At 39.9% G+C, this 15,627-nt stretch carries 16 protein-coding genes and 1 tRNA gene; 8 read left to right on the top strand and 9 right to left on the bottom strand.

The window, feature by feature from the left end:
• Positions 1 to 35 precede the first annotated feature (35 nt).
• The 3 genes from cysK to EHQ47_RS05410 all read right to left on the bottom strand — a co-directional run bounded on the left by cysK (position 36) and on the right by EHQ47_RS05410 (position 2,497).
• Positions 36 to 950 carry a cysteine synthase A gene (gene cysK / locus EHQ47_RS05420; protein ID WP_004788535.1) on the bottom strand — a complete coding sequence of 305 codons (915 nt, stop codon included), beginning with the start codon at positions 948 to 950 and terminating at the stop codon, positions 36 to 38.
• A gap of 65 nt (positions 951 to 1,015) precedes the next feature.
• The gene (locus EHQ47_RS05415; protein ID WP_135776721.1) at positions 1,016 to 1,903 is read right to left on the bottom strand and encodes a HEAT repeat domain-containing protein; all 888 of its coding nucleotides are present in this window, start codon (positions 1,901 to 1,903) and stop codon (positions 1,016 to 1,018) included.
• 45 nt (positions 1,904 to 1,948) lie between these two features.
• Positions 1,949 to 2,497: a polyhydroxyalkanoate synthesis regulator DNA-binding domain-containing protein gene (locus EHQ47_RS05410; protein ID WP_004789271.1), complete on the bottom strand. Its 549-nt coding sequence runs from the start codon at positions 2,495 to 2,497 to the stop codon at positions 1,949 to 1,951.
• Between the two features lie 58 nt (positions 2,498 to 2,555).
• Between EHQ47_RS05410 and EHQ47_RS05405 the strand changes: the two genes are divergently transcribed.
• Positions 2,556 to 3,419, top strand: coding sequence for a hypothetical protein (locus tag EHQ47_RS05405; protein ID WP_135776720.1), 864 nt, complete (start codon positions 2,556 to 2,558; stop codon positions 3,417 to 3,419).
• 16 nt (positions 3,420 to 3,435) lie between these two features.
• On the opposite strand, the gene EHQ47_RS05400 is transcribed toward EHQ47_RS05405, so the two are convergent.
• From EHQ47_RS05400 to EHQ47_RS05380, 5 genes are read right to left on the bottom strand one after another with little or no spacing between them, the layout of a single operon-like run.
• Entirely contained in the window at positions 3,436 to 4,209 is a 774-nt protein-coding gene (locus tag EHQ47_RS05400) for a hypothetical protein (protein ID WP_135748622.1), read from the bottom strand.
• Positions 4,210 to 4,226: 17 nt separating this feature from the next.
• Positions 4,227 to 4,736: a TlpA family protein disulfide reductase gene (locus EHQ47_RS05395; RefSeq protein WP_135748621.1), complete on the bottom strand. Its 510-nt coding sequence runs from the start codon at positions 4,734 to 4,736 to the stop codon at positions 4,227 to 4,229.
• Between the two features lie 5 nt (positions 4,737 to 4,741).
• Positions 4,742 to 5,641, bottom strand: coding sequence for a decaprenyl-phosphate phosphoribosyltransferase (locus EHQ47_RS05390; RefSeq protein ID WP_135776719.1), 900 nt, complete (start codon positions 5,639 to 5,641; stop codon positions 4,742 to 4,744).
• Positions 5,638 to 6,672: a hypothetical protein gene (locus EHQ47_RS05385; RefSeq protein ID WP_135748619.1), complete on the bottom strand. Its 1,035-nt coding sequence runs from the start codon at positions 6,670 to 6,672 to the stop codon at positions 5,638 to 5,640. The genes EHQ47_RS05390 and EHQ47_RS05385 overlap by 4 nt, the downstream gene beginning before the upstream one ends.
• A gap of 45 nt (positions 6,673 to 6,717) precedes the next feature.
• Positions 6,718 to 8,244, bottom strand: coding sequence for a TrkH family potassium uptake protein (locus EHQ47_RS05380; RefSeq protein ID WP_135693868.1), 1,527 nt, complete (start codon positions 8,242 to 8,244; stop codon positions 6,718 to 6,720).
• Positions 8,245 to 8,370: 126 nt separating this feature from the next.
• Here EHQ47_RS05380 and fusA point away from each other — a divergent pair, with 126 nt between their 5' ends.
• The 7 genes from fusA (at position 8,371) to prmC (ending at position 15,149) form a co-directional block, all read left to right on the top strand.
• Positions 8,371 to 10,488: an elongation factor G gene (gene fusA, locus EHQ47_RS05375; protein ID WP_135748618.1), complete on the top strand. Its 2,118-nt coding sequence runs from the start codon at positions 8,371 to 8,373 to the stop codon at positions 10,486 to 10,488.
• A 101-nt stretch (positions 10,489 to 10,589) separates the two neighbouring features.
• Complete coding sequence (locus EHQ47_RS05370) at positions 10,590 to 11,231, top strand: LIC_10271 family cell wall hydrolase (protein WP_135776718.1); 642 nt, start codon at positions 10,590 to 10,592, stop codon at positions 11,229 to 11,231.
• Entirely contained in the window at positions 11,231 to 12,460 is a 1,230-nt protein-coding gene (locus tag EHQ47_RS05365; RefSeq protein WP_135748616.1) for an amidohydrolase family protein, read from the top strand. Before EHQ47_RS05370 ends, EHQ47_RS05365 begins: the two co-directional genes overlap by 1 nt.
• Positions 12,461 to 12,485: 25 nt before the next feature.
• Positions 12,486 to 13,538 (top strand): tetratricopeptide repeat protein, encoded by a 1,053-nt coding sequence (locus EHQ47_RS05360; RefSeq protein ID WP_135748615.1) that lies wholly within the window; start codon positions 12,486 to 12,488, stop codon positions 13,536 to 13,538.
• 11 nt (positions 13,539 to 13,549) lie between these two features.
• Entirely contained in the window at positions 13,550 to 14,182 is a 633-nt protein-coding gene (locus EHQ47_RS05355) for a Crp/Fnr family transcriptional regulator (RefSeq protein ID WP_035983956.1), read from the top strand.
• Positions 14,183 to 14,184: 2 nt separating this feature from the next.
• Positions 14,185 to 14,257: transfer RNA gene (locus tag EHQ47_RS05350), tRNA-Arg, on the top strand.
• Between the two features lie 7 nt (positions 14,258 to 14,264).
• Positions 14,265 to 15,149, top strand: coding sequence for a peptide chain release factor N(5)-glutamine methyltransferase (gene prmC / locus EHQ47_RS05345; protein ID WP_135776717.1), 885 nt, complete (start codon positions 14,265 to 14,267; stop codon positions 15,147 to 15,149).
• Positions 15,150 to 15,154: 5 nt separating this feature from the next.
• Here prmC and EHQ47_RS05340 read toward each other — a convergent pair whose 3' ends face one another.
• A complete protein-coding gene (locus EHQ47_RS05340) occupies positions 15,155 to 15,568 on the bottom strand; it encodes a MarR family winged helix-turn-helix transcriptional regulator (RefSeq protein WP_135776879.1) in 414 nt (137 codons plus the stop codon).
• Between the last annotated feature and the right edge of the window lie 59 nt (positions 15,569 to 15,627).

Below are 15,627 nucleotides of genomic sequence, written 5' to 3'. Positions count from 1 at the left end.
TCGACTATTAAAAGTTTGGTGATAGTTAGAACCTATTAAACAAACAATCCTTCAACAGATAAGTATCTTTCTCCTGTATCATAACAGAAAGTAAGAACTTTTGAACCTGCAGGAATTTCTTTTAATTTTTTGGAAACTGCCGCAAGGCTTGCACCAGAAGAGGTTCCAATAAAAATTCCTTCTTTTTTGGCAGCAAGAACAGCCATCGTAAAGGCTTCATCTTTACCAACTGTAATGATTCCATCCAAAAGTTCTGTTTTACAGTTTTTAGGAATGAATCCAGCACCAATCCCTTGCAGAGGGTGTGGACCAGGTTTACCACCACTGAGAACAGGAGAACCTTCTGGTTCCACAGCAAATACTTTGAGTTTAGGAAATCTCTTTTTTAAATTTTCAGCACAACCAGTGATATGACCACCAGTACCCACACCGGTAATGATATAATCCAAACCATCTGGGAAATCCTTTGCAATTTCTTCTGCTGTTTTTTCTCTGTGAACTTGGATATTGGCTTCGTTTTCAAACTGTTGTGGCATCCAAGCATTTGGATTGGCAGCCACAATTTCCTGTGCCTTTGCAATCGCACCAGGCATCCCTTTTTCCCGAGGTGTTAGTTCAAACTTTGCACCATAAGCTGCCATAATTCTTCTTCGTTCCACAGACATATGTTCTGGCATTACGAGAGTGATCGCATAACCTTTAACAGCTGCTACCATAGCAAGACCGATACCAGTGTTTCCAGAGGTAGGTTCCACAATAAAAGAATCTTTTTTTAATTTTCCGGATTTCTCGGCTTCTTCGATCATAGCGAGAGCAATTCGATCTTTGATCGATCCACCAGGATTTTGTCTTTCGAGTTTCATATAAACTTCATGGTCCGTTCCAAAAAGTCGTGACAATCTTACGTGAGGTGTATTTCCGATGGCTTCTAGAATGCTATTTAACTTCATAATTTCTCCGCTCTGTCACATTTTAGGAGAAAAAGCGGATTTGTCCACAATGAAAAATAGAAAACTTAAGGAGTACGAAAGGAAACGAGAAATTGGTAATCAGATTTCATTTGTTTTAAAACCTTTGAGTGATTCTCGGTTTGGATCACCTTTTCTAAGTAAGGTGCTGAGGTTCGAAAATCCAAGCGCTTCAGTGCATCTGATGCCTTTGCTCGGACTTCCGGATCTTTGTCTGTCAGAGATTCTAAAACGGATTTATAATTTTGGTTTGGTAATCGTTCCAATCCTACCACGGCAGAGAGAATCGAAATTTTGGCATATGGGATGGATTCTTTTCCCAATGCATCTTGCAAGACAGACAATGATTCTTTTTTGCCAGAAAAATACATTGCATCGGCTGCTGAACTGCGAAGATAAAAATTAGGACTCGTGAGAGCAGATTTGATTGTCGATTCTGACTCAGGCGTCAGAGGCAAAGAACCCAAAGCCCGTAAAATTTCACCACAGGCCAAGGTGATGGGAATATCACCATCCTCGTAAAAATATGGACTGGAGGGAGATTGACCATCGGCAACACCATCTTTTAAAGTTCTACGTTTCGGTGGGATATGTTCAGGAATATTTGCAGATTCTTTTTGGTAAGTTTTGATTAAATACGATATAGCGATTTTGTCCCCTTTTTTACCGAGTGCTTGTGCTGCATAAAATTTGACAGCAGGAGCGTTTCCAGGGCTTGAAGGAAAATGGGGAGAACCTTCCATCGCAGAAATAATATCTCGAATTCCTTGGCCTGATTTAACAAAGGTAAGTTTGTCAATGGCATCACGAATTTCAAATACATCGGAAGAAGAAAGTCTGGCACGTTGGATTTCAAAAAAACGTTCGTCTGTTTCTGCCAATAAACTGACAGATACAAAGAGAAAACAAAGTAACAAAAAAACCTTTCGAATCATTCTAAACCGCCTCTAAGTAGGGACGGAAATTCTTTTCGTTTTTCGTTAATTTTCCTTCAATTTTTCTGCGACTTCCTTTAATTTTTCGGAAAGATCGCCAAGGGTAGCTTTGTCTTCTTCCAAAATAGATTGGCTGAATTTTTCCAAATCCCTTTGGATTTGTTCCTTCTTTTCGCTGGCCCGAGAGGCCATTTTTCGCAAAAGATCTTCGCGGTAGTGGCTAAAGTCTGCTTCTTTGAGTTCGCCAAGTTCCACCATGGAATTAACAATTTTTTCCAGACGTTCCGAAGTGAGGTAGTTGGCTCCAATTCCCCCAAGGATCAAACGCTCAAAGAGACCAGAAACATCTCGTCCCGTTTCCCGAATGAGAGAGGTCAACATAAAGTTAGAAAAGTCTTCATTCCTTTGTCCGAGACTCACCTTCAGAAAGGTTTGTCCCAAAATTTTAGGAGTGATGTCCTCTCCTGTCATATTGTCTTGGACTTTGATTTCTTCTCCTCCGATGATCATCTTCGCCACATCTTCTAGTGTGATGGTGGAGCTAGTTTCTGGATCATAAAGTCTTCGGTTTGCGTATCGCTTAAGGAGCTTCATCGGAGATGCTTTTTAAAATGACTTTCAAGCCTAGGGGGTCAACTAAAATACAATCGTAATGGACACTCTATTCGGTGCTGTTTTGACACAACTTCCCGACGCAGAAAAAAACCTGATCGTAACATGGTTACAAGTACAAGGGTTCGTCATAAAAGAATGTACACAGAAAACTTGGAAAGACCATCCAGACTCCATTCGCCTTTTTTCAAAACCAAGTCCCGAAATTGCAAAAGAATTATTGGATTGGAGCATCGAACCAATATTATGTGGTAGTTTTACAAAAGAAGAAAAGGAAAATTATAAAAACAACGGAGTTTCTTTGTTATGGGAAAAACCCTTCACAGAAATCCATACTTTACCATGTAAAACCTTACCTATGTCAAAATTGACTTGGGTCATTTACACCAAAGACCAAAATCTAGACAAACATCTGTCAGTATTTTTAAAAACCTTGGGCCAAACGGTTTATGCAGAAGGAAATCTAGAATTTCTTCTCAAAAGGATCCAAACAGGGCCTTGCCATTTTCTAATTTTGGATTGGGATGTGATTGATCCACACATCACAGTTCCAGGTCTTACTAAACTCAAAAGAGAAAAACAGTTTTTATCCATCGGGATCAAAGACTTTATGAAGGAACATCTTTACAGAGATCTAAAAACAGGAATCGGAAATATTTCAGAAGTTTTGGTTTCCAAATCTGATTTTTGGAATGTCCTGATCCATAGTTTTCCTTTGGCTGAAGAATCCAAAATCCAAACCAATTGGAAAGAAACAACAAAATCAGTATCGAGATTAAGTTTTACATTCCAAGAAAAAAAAATTCCGATTACCATGCAACTCACAGAAACTAACATCATCAAAAATAAAGTTTCATCCCCAGAAGTAGAGAATCTTTTAGATTTGTTTCATTGGTTTTTATAAAGAAGTTTAAAACTCTTCATTCAAAAAGTAACATATCGTCACTGGAGAGTTCACCCGCACCACGATTAGGGAAAGCTTGTTCAAAAAAAAGAGCAGCAAGTAAATCGAAGTCTTCATCTTCTTCACGATTTTCCAATTCCCAAAGTTCATTCCTACGTTTGATGAGTAGAGAAACTGTGGCATCTTCCAAAGCAAATTCTATCTTCAATCGATTCAGAGTGCGAATGAAAAAATTTAAATTATAAATTACATAGTCTCTGAAATAGGTAAGACCGGCGATGGTGGGTTCATATTTCAAAAGTGCTTCTGTTAAATAGCAGGCAGTTTTTAAATCTTCCGTAGCTCCCGTTTCTTTATAGGCCTTAAAGATATGGTGTACTGTTTCATGCATAGAAATCGTAGAGTGATAAGAATCTTCGATGAGCCTTATGGCTTCCGGATGAGATTCCATATAAGCAAATACATCCACAATTTCGCGATTGGCGGCGGCCCGTTTTCTTTCTGCATCACAAGGGTCATCTGTGATTTTTGGATCCACAAGAAGGATGAATAGGTATTTGGTTTCGAAAGCAAATCTAGATTCTTTTGGAATGTAGTATTCGATCCATATGGGTTCTTTGTAGTAATCGAGTGATTCTTGGAAACTGAGCTCAGGTGTGACCTTGAGTGATTTGAGTTTTTTTACGTCATCAGTGATGACCTTTTTTCCTTCTACCCTAGTTTTACTGCGTTTGATTTGTCGGAGTTCCGACTTATTCAAAAGCGGTTTGGGTTTGAAGGAAGAGTCCATGTTATATCATCGACAAATTAGAAAAAGCGCAAAAGAAAAGAACGGAGCCAAAATCCAATTGGGCTTAAGATTCCTGTATCTGAAAACACAACCTGCCCTTCTTCATTCAAAAAAACAGTCGTAGGATAGGCAGAAATCCTCCATTCCTTTAACATTCTGTAGTCGGCAGCATAAATGGGATGTTTTGCATCAGGAGTAAGTTTTGTCATGATGTCTTTGGTTTCTTCGGAATCTTCTGCTTCTAGAACAGAGAGGAAGATTGTGGATTTTGGTAAAAACTTCAAATTGGCTTCTAAAAGGGGGGCGTAGGCTTTGCAGATGGTGCACCAAGTCGCCCAAAAATACACTACCTTGGGATGCCCCTTCCACGAATTGGCTTCTGTGGGAGTGGTGGCAAGTATTTCGATGGGCACACCGGGATGGGTGTCCCTTCCCTTAAAGTACGCAAAACAAAGGGTGGTCGAAAAAAAGAAAACAAAGGCGGAGACCACCTTCCATCCATACGGCAACTGCTTCCAAATTTTCATAGTCTCTATTGTAAGACTGGGGTTTGGCCCGATATGTTCCCAAACATTAAAAATAAGATGAGGAGTAACCAAATAAACCCAGAAACAAGAACACTGACATCTGTGAGGATGGCTTTGGTTGGGTTATGACCCATGTTCTTTATATAAATGATATAGAGGGAACGGAAGATTGCATACACAACAATAGGAACTGTATACACCATATAAGGTGTTCCTAAACTTTTGGCAGTTTCGGGACTTACCGAATACATCACATAACTCACAAGAGTTAAGGTGGCAACCACAGCCATCATCAAATCCAGAAACTCAATGGAATACTCTTCCAAAATTTTTCTATGTTTCCCTGCGTCAGTTTTTAGGATATTGATCTCGCCCCTACGTTTGGAAAAACCCCAGAAGAGTGCTAACATAAATGTACAAAGTAACAACCAATGAGAAAACTCGACTCCAATGACAACCGCACCCGCAATGGCACGTAACACAAATCCGATGGAGATACTCATCACATCCAAAATCACAATGTGTTTCAAAACCTTACTATATAACATATTAAAGATTAAATAGAAGATTGTGAGATAAAAGAAAACAGGAGAAAGTTTATAAGCACCGATGAGGGCTACTGGTAAAATGACTCCAGTGATTGCTAATGCTATTCCTGAGTCCAATTCTCCACTAGCAAGTGGTCTATGTTTTTTCTCTGGATGAGTAGCATCTTCTTTTTGATCTAAAAAATCGTTAAAGACATATTGGCAACTTGCTACGAGGGAAAAACAAAAAAAGGCCAAACAAACCTTTGTGAATGAAGGGAGTTCAAAGATTTTTTTAGAAAAAATCAATCCGGCAAATAGGATAATATTTTTTACCCACTGAGGGACACGCATCAATTTGAGGTATAGGTAGATCATTTTTTCTTCACTTTATGGGCTTCAATGTATTTCATTTTTAATTTGATAGTTTTTACATCCGAAAGGATTGGAAAGACCAAATGAATTTGCGGATCCCTTCCGGTGGTGATCATCTCCACTAGTTCACCTGGCATTTGTTTTCCAGCAGTTTTGATATCAGAGATCTGTAAAAAATCTTGGTAATCTTCTGGTAACAAACTTTCACTTACCACAAACTTTTTATGATACAGTTCTTTGCCTTTCGAATCCAAAATTGAAAATTGGTCGAGAGAAAACCTAATCCCTCTTTGTTCCAGAGGATCAATGCGAAGGCCACCAAACATAGACATTGAATCAGGTAAGGTCCATTCATAATCTACCCAATTTCCAATGTCTTTTTTCAAAACAGGTTGCGATACCATCAATGACTCAGAAGTTTCTGGTTTATCTTTACCGATGAAACTATACAACTTGATGGATTGGTCTTTCATCTGGGGGTATTTGTATTGGTAGTAAACCAATCCAAAAATAGAAAAAGAAAGAACAACACTCATTAAAAAAAATCGAATCTGTTTGATGAATCGAAACTGATCCAAAACAGTTTGGTATCGTGTTTTAAATTCCTTTTTAGATTCATACAAAAGGTATTCATAGGTATCAACGGCTGAGGACAAAACCTCATCCATCTCCTTTTCATTAAAACGATTGACTTGGTCCAAAGATTTGATGAATCCAAACGGTTTTAGTTTTCTATCGGTTTCAGGGAGAACAAAACTACTTAGGTTTCCGCCGATCGGGATTTCCTTTTGGTTGGTTCTTTGTAATTGAAAGTTTACTAAATCGAAAGCCAAAACCTGAAACAGAAGTTTTGCATCTTCTAATTTTTCATTAGTCAAAAGAAACTCAACCGATTCCAAACGAGACTCTAGTTTGGCCAAAACTTCCTTCTGTGATTCCTTTTGTTTCTCAAACGTTTGTTCCTGGGGTCCCAAAATAGGAGCCTTCCAAGGCGAAAACAAGAGATCTCGAATACTTAATTTCACAAATACCAAGTCTTGCCCATCCTCAAAATACTAAAACTGATTTTTATGTCCATTCTAACCGACTTGGATTTTCACACCGTCATCAACTGTTCCCATTTTTGGAACTCCGGAGTGTCCGGTGGCGGCAATGAGGACAGTAAAAATGCCCACTCGACCCACATACATGACGGCTGCATAAAATAACTTTTCGATGTCACCGAGTTGGGATGTTAAGTTCAAACTAAAACCAACAGTGGAAAAAGAAGAGATGAGTTCGAAAAAAATGACATGGAGTGAGTGTTGGTTTTGATCCAAAATTCCAAGAAAAATAAAGACAAATGCCAAAGCAATGGTGGCAAGAAAGTAAACACGAATGGCAACTGCCACAGAGTTTTTGGAAACTGTCTCCCCAAACAACATCACCGGTTTGGAAGGTTGGATTACATTTTTTAAATAGGCAAGTAACAGAACAAAGGTGGTAATTTTAATACCACCGGCGGTTCCTTGGGGGCCACCACCAATAAACATAAGAACTGTAATGATGATGACTGTGGCGTCATTTAAATGACCAAGATCCATTGTCGAAAATCCAGCCGTACGGGAACAGACAGACATAAAAAATGCATTGGAGATTTTATCCACAAGCGCTAATCCATGGAAGGTATGTGGGTTTGATTTTTCTAAAAAATAAATTCCAACAAAACCAAACAAAAGTAAAGTGAAAGATCCATACACCAAAAGTTTGGATTGGATTCTTGTGGTTTCGCCCCGTAAATGTTTGTTATAGTCTTCAATCCTGTTTTCTAAAAATGCAGAGAACTGAGCCGGAAGTAACAAAAACCTAGGAACATTTCCTGTTTTTAACGCCTTCTCCATCATCAGAGTTTCTGCCATCACTTCAATACGATATACAATCCGCACAAACACAGTGAGAAGGAATTTTTCCAAAAGAATGATCACTGGAAATCCAATCCCTCCAAAAATCACAAGGCCTGAAACAATGTACAATGAAAATGGATCCAGGCGCAAAGCACTGAGATCATCTGTAATCGAAAAACCAGCGTTATTGAAGGAAGAAATAGCAGTGAACAAAGAGAAAAACCAACGAGTGTTTCCCCCTTCCACCCCATCTGGCATATGCAGATATAGTCCAATGGCTCCTAAAATTTCTAAGGAAAAAGAAATATTGATGATGGAGAGTAACATCCGATTGACTTCATTTGTGGCAAGGGATTCCGTTTCGGCTTGGGTATCGATAGCCGCTCCCACAAAGGCATTGAAACGGGCATTTCTAGAAATTCCTTGGGTGATGAGAAACCCAACAATCACGGTAAAACTAATGATCCCAAGTCCTCCCAATTGGATGAGAAAGAGCATGATCCAATGGGTAGAATGTTCTAATCCGGAAAGTGGGACGGGAGAAAGTCCCGTCACACAAATGGAAGATGCCGAAAGATAAAAACTGTCTACGTAGGAAAGTTCCCCAAGTTCGGAAATATAAAGGGCAAAGGAACCAAGGAGGATGGCGGCAAAAAACCCCAAACAAACCACTCGGGCAAAAGACAGTGTTCGAAAAAATCGATTGAAGTGCGCTAGTGGCATATACCCAGAATCTCTAATTTCTCCAGGATTTTCCCTTTGACCAAAAATCCCAAGTACTTTACAAACGCAGTCCATTTCAGATTTTGGTAGAATCAATTCAACTTTAACCTTATTTTTGAGGAAAATATGACCTCTGCGACAGAAACCAAACGCGACCCTAAATTGGAAAGAATCCGTAACATCGGAATTTCCGCGCACATTGACTCGGGTAAAACAACCCTTACTGAACGTATTTTATTTTATACGAACAAAATCCACGCCATCCACGAAGTACGTGGTAAAGACGGTGTGGGTGCGACTATGGACAGTATGGATCTCGAAAGAGAAAGAGGGATCACAATCCAATCAGCGGCAACCTACGCCACTTGGAAAGACATTACCATCAACATCATCGACACTCCGGGCCACGTTGACTTTACCATCGAAGTAGAACGTTCCCTTCGTGTACTTGACTCTGCGATTATGGTTCTTTGTGGGGTTGCAGGCGTTCAGTCTCAGTCCATTACGGTTGACCGTCAGATGAAACGTTATAGCGTTCCGCGTGTTGCTTTTATCAACAAACTTGATAGAACTGGTGCAAACCCATGGCGTGTGATCGAACAACTTCGTGAAAAACTCCATCTCAATGCACACGCTGTACAACTTCCAATCGGACTCGAAAACGACCTGAAAGGGATTGTCGACTTAGTCGAGATGAAAGCGTATTATTTCGAAGGTCCAAACGGACAAGATATCAAAATCACTGATATCCCTGACGAGTTAAAAGACCAAGCAAACGAAAAACGCGAGGCTCTTCTTGATGCAGTTTCTCTTTTCAGTGATGAACTCACAGAAGAGATGTTAGAAGGTGCACCAACAGAAGCACGAATCAGAGAAGCGATTCGTCGTGGGGTTCTTGCACTTAAATTTGTTCCTGTATTTATGGGTTCTGCCTTTAAAAACAAAGGAGTTCAAAGACTTCTTGATGGAGTTGCGGATTATCTTGCATCTCCTTACGATGTAGAGAACAAAGCAAAAGAAATCGGAAACGAAGAAAACGAATTCAACTTAGAATCAGATCCAGAAAAACCATTGGTTTGTCTTGCATTCAAACTAGAAGACGGTCGTTACGGTCAGTTAACTTATGTTCGCGTTTACCAAGGTAGACTCGAAAAAGGGATGACGATCTATAACTCATCTAACAACAAACGCCACAATATTGGTCGTCTTGTCCGTATGCACTCTAACGATATGGAAGATATTTCTAAAGCAGAAGCAGGAGATATCGTAGCTCTATTTGGTATTGATTGTGCCTCTGGGGATACTTTCACAGATGGAAAAGCAAAAGTGACTATGGAGTCCATGTTTGTTCCAAACCCGGTGATCTCTCTTACTATTGAATGTAAAGAATCAAAACAACTTCCAAACCTTGCGAAAGCTCTGAACCGATTCACGAAGGAAGATCCTACCTTCCAAACAGAAATTGATAAAGAGTCTGGACAAACCATCATCAAAGGGATGGGAGAACTCCACCTCGAAGTTTATATCGAACGTATGAAACGTGAATACGGAGTGGATCTAGTCACAGGTGCACCACAGGTTGCTTACCGTGAAACCATCACTAAGTCTGCAGAATTTGATTACACTCACAAAAAACAAACGGGTGGTCAAGGTCAGTTCTCTCGTGTGGCTGGTTACATCGAACCAATCCCACAAGAAGAAGGAAAAGACTACGAATTCGTAGATAAAATCGTGGGTGGTTCCATCCCTCGTGAATACATCGGCTCTTGTGATAAAGGTTTCCGTTCTTGTTTAGAAAGAGGATCCCTCATTGGATTCCCTATCATCGGAGTTCGTTGTGTGATCAATGACGGTGCTTACCATGATGTGGATTCATCAGATATGGCATTCCAAATTGGTGCTCGTTACGGGTTCCGCCAAGGATTTGGAAAAGCAGCTCCTATCATTCTCGAGCCAATCATGAGAGTGGAAGTAGAAGGCCCAACTGAATTCCAAGGAGCTATCCTTGCTTCGGTAAACCAAAGACGTGGTATGATCTTAAACACAACCGAAGAAAACGGCTATGCTAAAATCGAAGCGGAAGTGCCTCTTGCAGACATGTTTGGTTACTCCACAGTGCTTCGTTCCTCTACCCAAGGAAAAGCAGAGTTTGCTATGGAATTTTCCAAGTATGCTCCAGTTCCAAGAAACGTAGCGGACGAGCTTATGAAAAAATACAAGGTCAACAACAAAGAAGAAGAATAAACCCTTCTCCCTTTGGTTTGATTTTGGAAAAGGCGGGCACTCCCCGCCTTTTTTATTGCCCTCTCTCTTTTAGCTGTCGATACATTTAGAAGGGACAGCGGATGCGAAAACTTCGATACTTTCTAATTTTTTTAGGGTTCTTTCTTTTATTCCCAATTTCCGCCAAACAAAGTCCAAAACCAGAGCAGGCTTCCAATTACCGTGTGGTCAAAGGGGATTCCTGGTTTGGGATCGCTCGAAAATTCAAAGTTTCAGCTGAAACCTTAGCCAAGTTAAATGGTCGTACCACAAGTGAAAATCTCTATGAAAGAGAATTGCTGAGGATTCCTAATGGAAACGAAAAGATTTCTCTTTCCTCCCCCGAATCACTCATCAAAGAAAAACCTTCCTACCCTTTGGAAAGGAAAGAACGAGTCGTAAAAAAATATTCTGAACTCACCTATGACCCTTACAAAGGAATCCAATTTGTTAGAGGGAACTCTTCTCTTGTACGGGCGAGTTTACCCGGAAAAGTGGTCCATGTCGATTATATGGACGGGTATGAAAACTTTGTCATCCTAGAACACCAAAATGGACTCTATTCCATTTACGGAAACTTGGAACGAATTCAGGTTACTGAAGGCCAACAAGTGAAATCCAAAGACCGACTCGGAATTTTATCCAAAGACAAAGGCCTCTACTTCCAAGTGAACAAACAAAAAAAGAGTTTAAATCCCGAACGAATTTTGGAGGGAGGAATTTAATGGTGAACTCGATCCTTTTCCAATCGGCTTCTGTTCATCGGAATGGAAAATTAGAAACGAATGACCTCTTTGTTGAAGGTGAAAAAATTTCTAAAATCGATACAAATTTATCACCAAACAATGATTCTATTACAATTTCATTAAAAGGAAAAAAAGTTTATCCCGGTTTTATCAATTCCCATGACCACCTACTGGCAAGTTACCTTCCGAAAGTGGGAGGAAATGAAAAACACAAATCCTGGTTGTCCTATGACAATTTATATAAAAGTTCCGGTGTCTTTGCAGAACGACAACAAATAGATCCGGAAATTTTGTATTATCTTGGTGCTTATAAAAATCTTTTTGCCGGTGTCACTACTGTCTTTGATCATATCCCACATTACATTCAAAATCCATTTCGGGGAATTTTACCTGTTAAACTTATCTCCGATTACACTTTAGCACATTCCGTTGGAACTTATAGTTTGGGTTGGGGAGAGGGTCCAGCTCTGGAATATAGAATGGCAGAACATGCAGGCCTGCCCTTTGTCACACACTTAGCAGAAGGATTAGATGATGATTCCAAACAATCCCTTCGTCTTTTAGAAAAAATGGATGCCCTTGGCGGACATTCTGTACTCGTACATTGTTTGCCTTTTGGACCAAAAGAAGTGGAAAAAATTCTAGAAAAAGGTGCCTCCGTTGTTTGGTGTCCAACATCAAACCTTCATATCTTTGGAAAAACAACCAATATCAAACTCTTTTTGGATATGGGAGTTAACGTTTGTTTGGGGACTGATTATTCACCAAGTGGATCCGTAAATCTTTTAGAAGAATTAAAAACAGCAAAATCGATTTATTTCGGGTTGTATGGAGAAGAATTGCCCGAAACTACATTATTAAAAATGGTGACAGAAAACCCAAGGAAAGCGTTTCGATTAGGAAATCCTGATGCACTGATGCCTGGTCTATCTGCCGATTTACTCATAATAAACGATGATAAAAAAGCAACTGAGGTCAATCTGTCCGATCTTTCTTTCCAACAAATCGATTTAGTTGTGGTTGATGGATATCCAATTTATGGTTCAGAAGAATACCGATCTCTCTTTTTACATTTTGGTTTAGAAACGGAAGAATTATCCTTTGGTGGTAAAAAGAAATTGGTTGCTGGTTCTCCAAAAAAACTCTTGAAACAAGTTTCTGACAGTGTCGGTTATAAAAAGAGTTTGGCTTTTTTACCTAATTTTTGAAAATGAAGCGCAAGCGAGGCATGAGTTGTCAGGTCCCATAGTACGTAATTACAAAGGAGGTTCCATCGTCTACTTCGAGAAAGACAAGGCGGAGGATATCTTTGTACTACAAAAAGGTCGTGTTGTACTAACTTACACGAATATCAACGGTGTGGAACTGAAAGAAGATGTAAAACTCGGTGAGTTTTTCGGAGTGAAGAGTGCCATCGGTCGTTATCCTAGAGAAGAGACGGCACAAGTCATAGGAGCCGCTACAGTTCTTGTCTTCAAAGTCCCCGAATTCGAGAAATTTGTCTCAGACAAAACCCATCTCATCATCAAAATGCTCAAAGTGTTCTCAAGCCAACTCCGCCAGGTCCACCGCCAGGTTAGGGAAATCCTCGGACAAGGAGAAGCCAAGAACCCCGCTTTTGAACTGATGAACGTTGCGGAAGTTTTTTATAAAAATGGAAACTTTGAACACGCAGCCTACGCTTTCGAAAAATACTTACAACATTATCCGGACGGAATGTACGTAGACCGGGCCCGCCAACTCGTTGATTTAGCTCGTAAAAAAACTCCTTTCCCTCTCACCATACAAGAGTTAGTTTATAAACCGGAACCGGGAGCCCAAGCGGGCAAACTCCAAGAAATGTTAAAAACGATGGCAGTCCCATCCCAAAACTCTGGTTCGAGTATTGATCCCAATTCCATTCTTTCCCAATATGATAAGGCCTCGACTCTTATGAATGCAGGGAAATATGCAGAATCCATCGATCTATTCAAAACTGTATCTGAGAGGACAGATTCTGTTACCCAAGAAGAAGAACAGTTTGTCGAAAACTCCTTATTTTATATGGGTAAGTCTAGTTTCAAAGCCAAGGACTATCCCGGTGCGATAACCCATTTTTCTAGTTTTATTAAAAAATACCCCAAAGGTCTTTTACTCAAAGAAAACCTCTACCACCTAGCACTTGCAACAGAAGCTTCGGGGGAAAAAGAAAAAGCCAAACAGTTATTCCAAAAGGTAACTCAAATGCCACCTTTGGATGATAGTATCTCGGAAGATGCTAAATCCAAACTCAAAGGAGGCAAATAGTGAACGACCAAATGTTAGAAGCCATGTTTGGAAAGTTTGGAAAGGTATTCCAACCGAACGAAGTATTGTTTTGTGAATATGAACCAGGAAATGACTTTTATCTCATCAAAGAAGGAAAAGTCAAAATCACAAAAACCATTGGAACCAGTATCAAAACCTTGGATGTTTTGGAAGCTGGGGATATTTTGGGAGAGATGGCCATTTTAGAGGAACAACCTCGTTCTGCCACTGCCATTGCCGTCACAGAAGTGAAAGCCCTGAACTTCAACCGTGCGAATTTCGAAATGTTAATGACGAAAAATCCGGCGCTTGCGATGAAACTCCTTCATATTTTTTCCTTTCGAATTTATGACCAAAAACGCCGCCTCATGATTCTTCTTATGGATGATATCATCGGGAAAGTATGCGACGTCTTTGTGATGTTATACGAAAAGCAGTATAACAATGATGTTTACAACGAAATCATCCTTTCTGCCACTGTGGATGACATTGCCAATTGGTGTGCCCAACCTGTAGGCGAAGTCCAAAAGGTCCTCATGCAGTATGTAAAAACAGGCAAACTAGATCTCTATCCGGATAAAATTGTTATTCACAATATCTCCGATTTCCAAAGGATAGTGAATCAGAAACGTAAACCTACGTAAAAGCTCCCATAGCTCAGGTGGATAGAGCACTAGTTTCCTAAACTGGGGACACAGGTTCGAATCCTGTTGGGGGCAAAAGATCATGGCGGAACAACCAGGAACTCTTCTTTATTATCTGAAACGATCCGCAGAATTTCTGGAGAAAAAAGAAATTCCAAATCCCCGTGTGGACGCAGAATGGATCCTTTCCGATCTTTTGAATCTTCCTCGCATCAAATTGTATTCCCAGTTTGAAATGCCACTGGGCCAAAAAGAAATCGACACTTACCGCGAACGAATAGTCGATCGAAGCAAAAGAAAACCTGTCGCCTACATCACTGGCAAAAAAGGATTTCATAAATTTGAATACTTGGTAACAGAAGATGTCCTCATCCCAAGGCCCGAAACAGAAGAACTTGTGGATTACCTTTGGAAAAAAAAAGAAGAACTATCTTTCACTGAACCGAGTCCTTTACAAATTTGGGACCTTTGTTCGGGGAGTGGATGTATTGGCCTTAGCCTAACACAGCTTCTACCGTCAAGTGTTGTGACTCTCTCCGACCTTTCAGAAAAAGCAATTGATGTGAGCCGGCGTAATGCGGAAAAATACAACTTAAACGACAGAACCAATTTTTATGTTTCTGATTTGGATTTAGCACTCCCAAAAGATTTACAATTTGATTTGATTGTCTCCAACCCCCCTTATATTCCAGAATCAGAAAAACCAGAGATTATGCCGGATGTTCTCGACTATGAACCACATATGGCACTTTTTGTTTCTGATTTTAAAGAATTCCACAAACGATTGTTATCTGTAGTATTGAGTCGACTAAAACCAGGTGGGAAACTAATGATAGAAACCCATCCTTTGTATATCAAAGAACTAGAGGAGATGGCAAAAAGTTTGGGTTTTGTAGGGTTGAAAATCATCTTAGACAGTTCTAAAAAAGAAAGGTTTTTATTTGCTGAGATGCCGTCCAAATCCTAGGAACTTTATTTCTCATTACAAGCAAGTTGGACTGAAGATTGGATTTTGAAAAGTAGTAGATAAAGCTCTTTTTCGTCTGCCTCTGTTAGGTCCTTTCGAAAAACAAGGTCAGCCGATGAGATGATGGGAAGTCCCTTTTCCCAAACTTCTTTTCCTTTTTTGGTAAACCGTAGATTGTATTGGCGTTTGTCAGATTCCGAGATTTCTCGTTTCACCCAATTTTTTTTGACCCAACCATCCACAAGTCTCGAAATAGTAGTTTTGTCTTTTACCAACCGTTCACTCAATTCCTTTTGGTTTAAACTTTCCGATTCTGCCAAAGGAAGAAGCGACATCCATTCTTCAAACCGCATCCCGATTCTTTTATTTTCAAATTCGTCAGAGAGAAACCTACGCATCAGAAGCAAAGTTTCGCTCATATAAATCCCGAGATAACTTGCGATGTTTTTCCCTTTCACGATCCCAGTCCAAACATTTT

The organism is Leptospira bourretii (assembly GCF_004770145.1).
GTDB classification, from domain to species: Bacteria; Spirochaetota; Leptospiria; order Leptospirales; family Leptospiraceae; genus Leptospira_A; species Leptospira_A bourretii.
The sequence above is the reverse complement of the archived record's forward strand: the minus strand, read 5'-3'. Positions and strand labels throughout refer to the sequence as shown.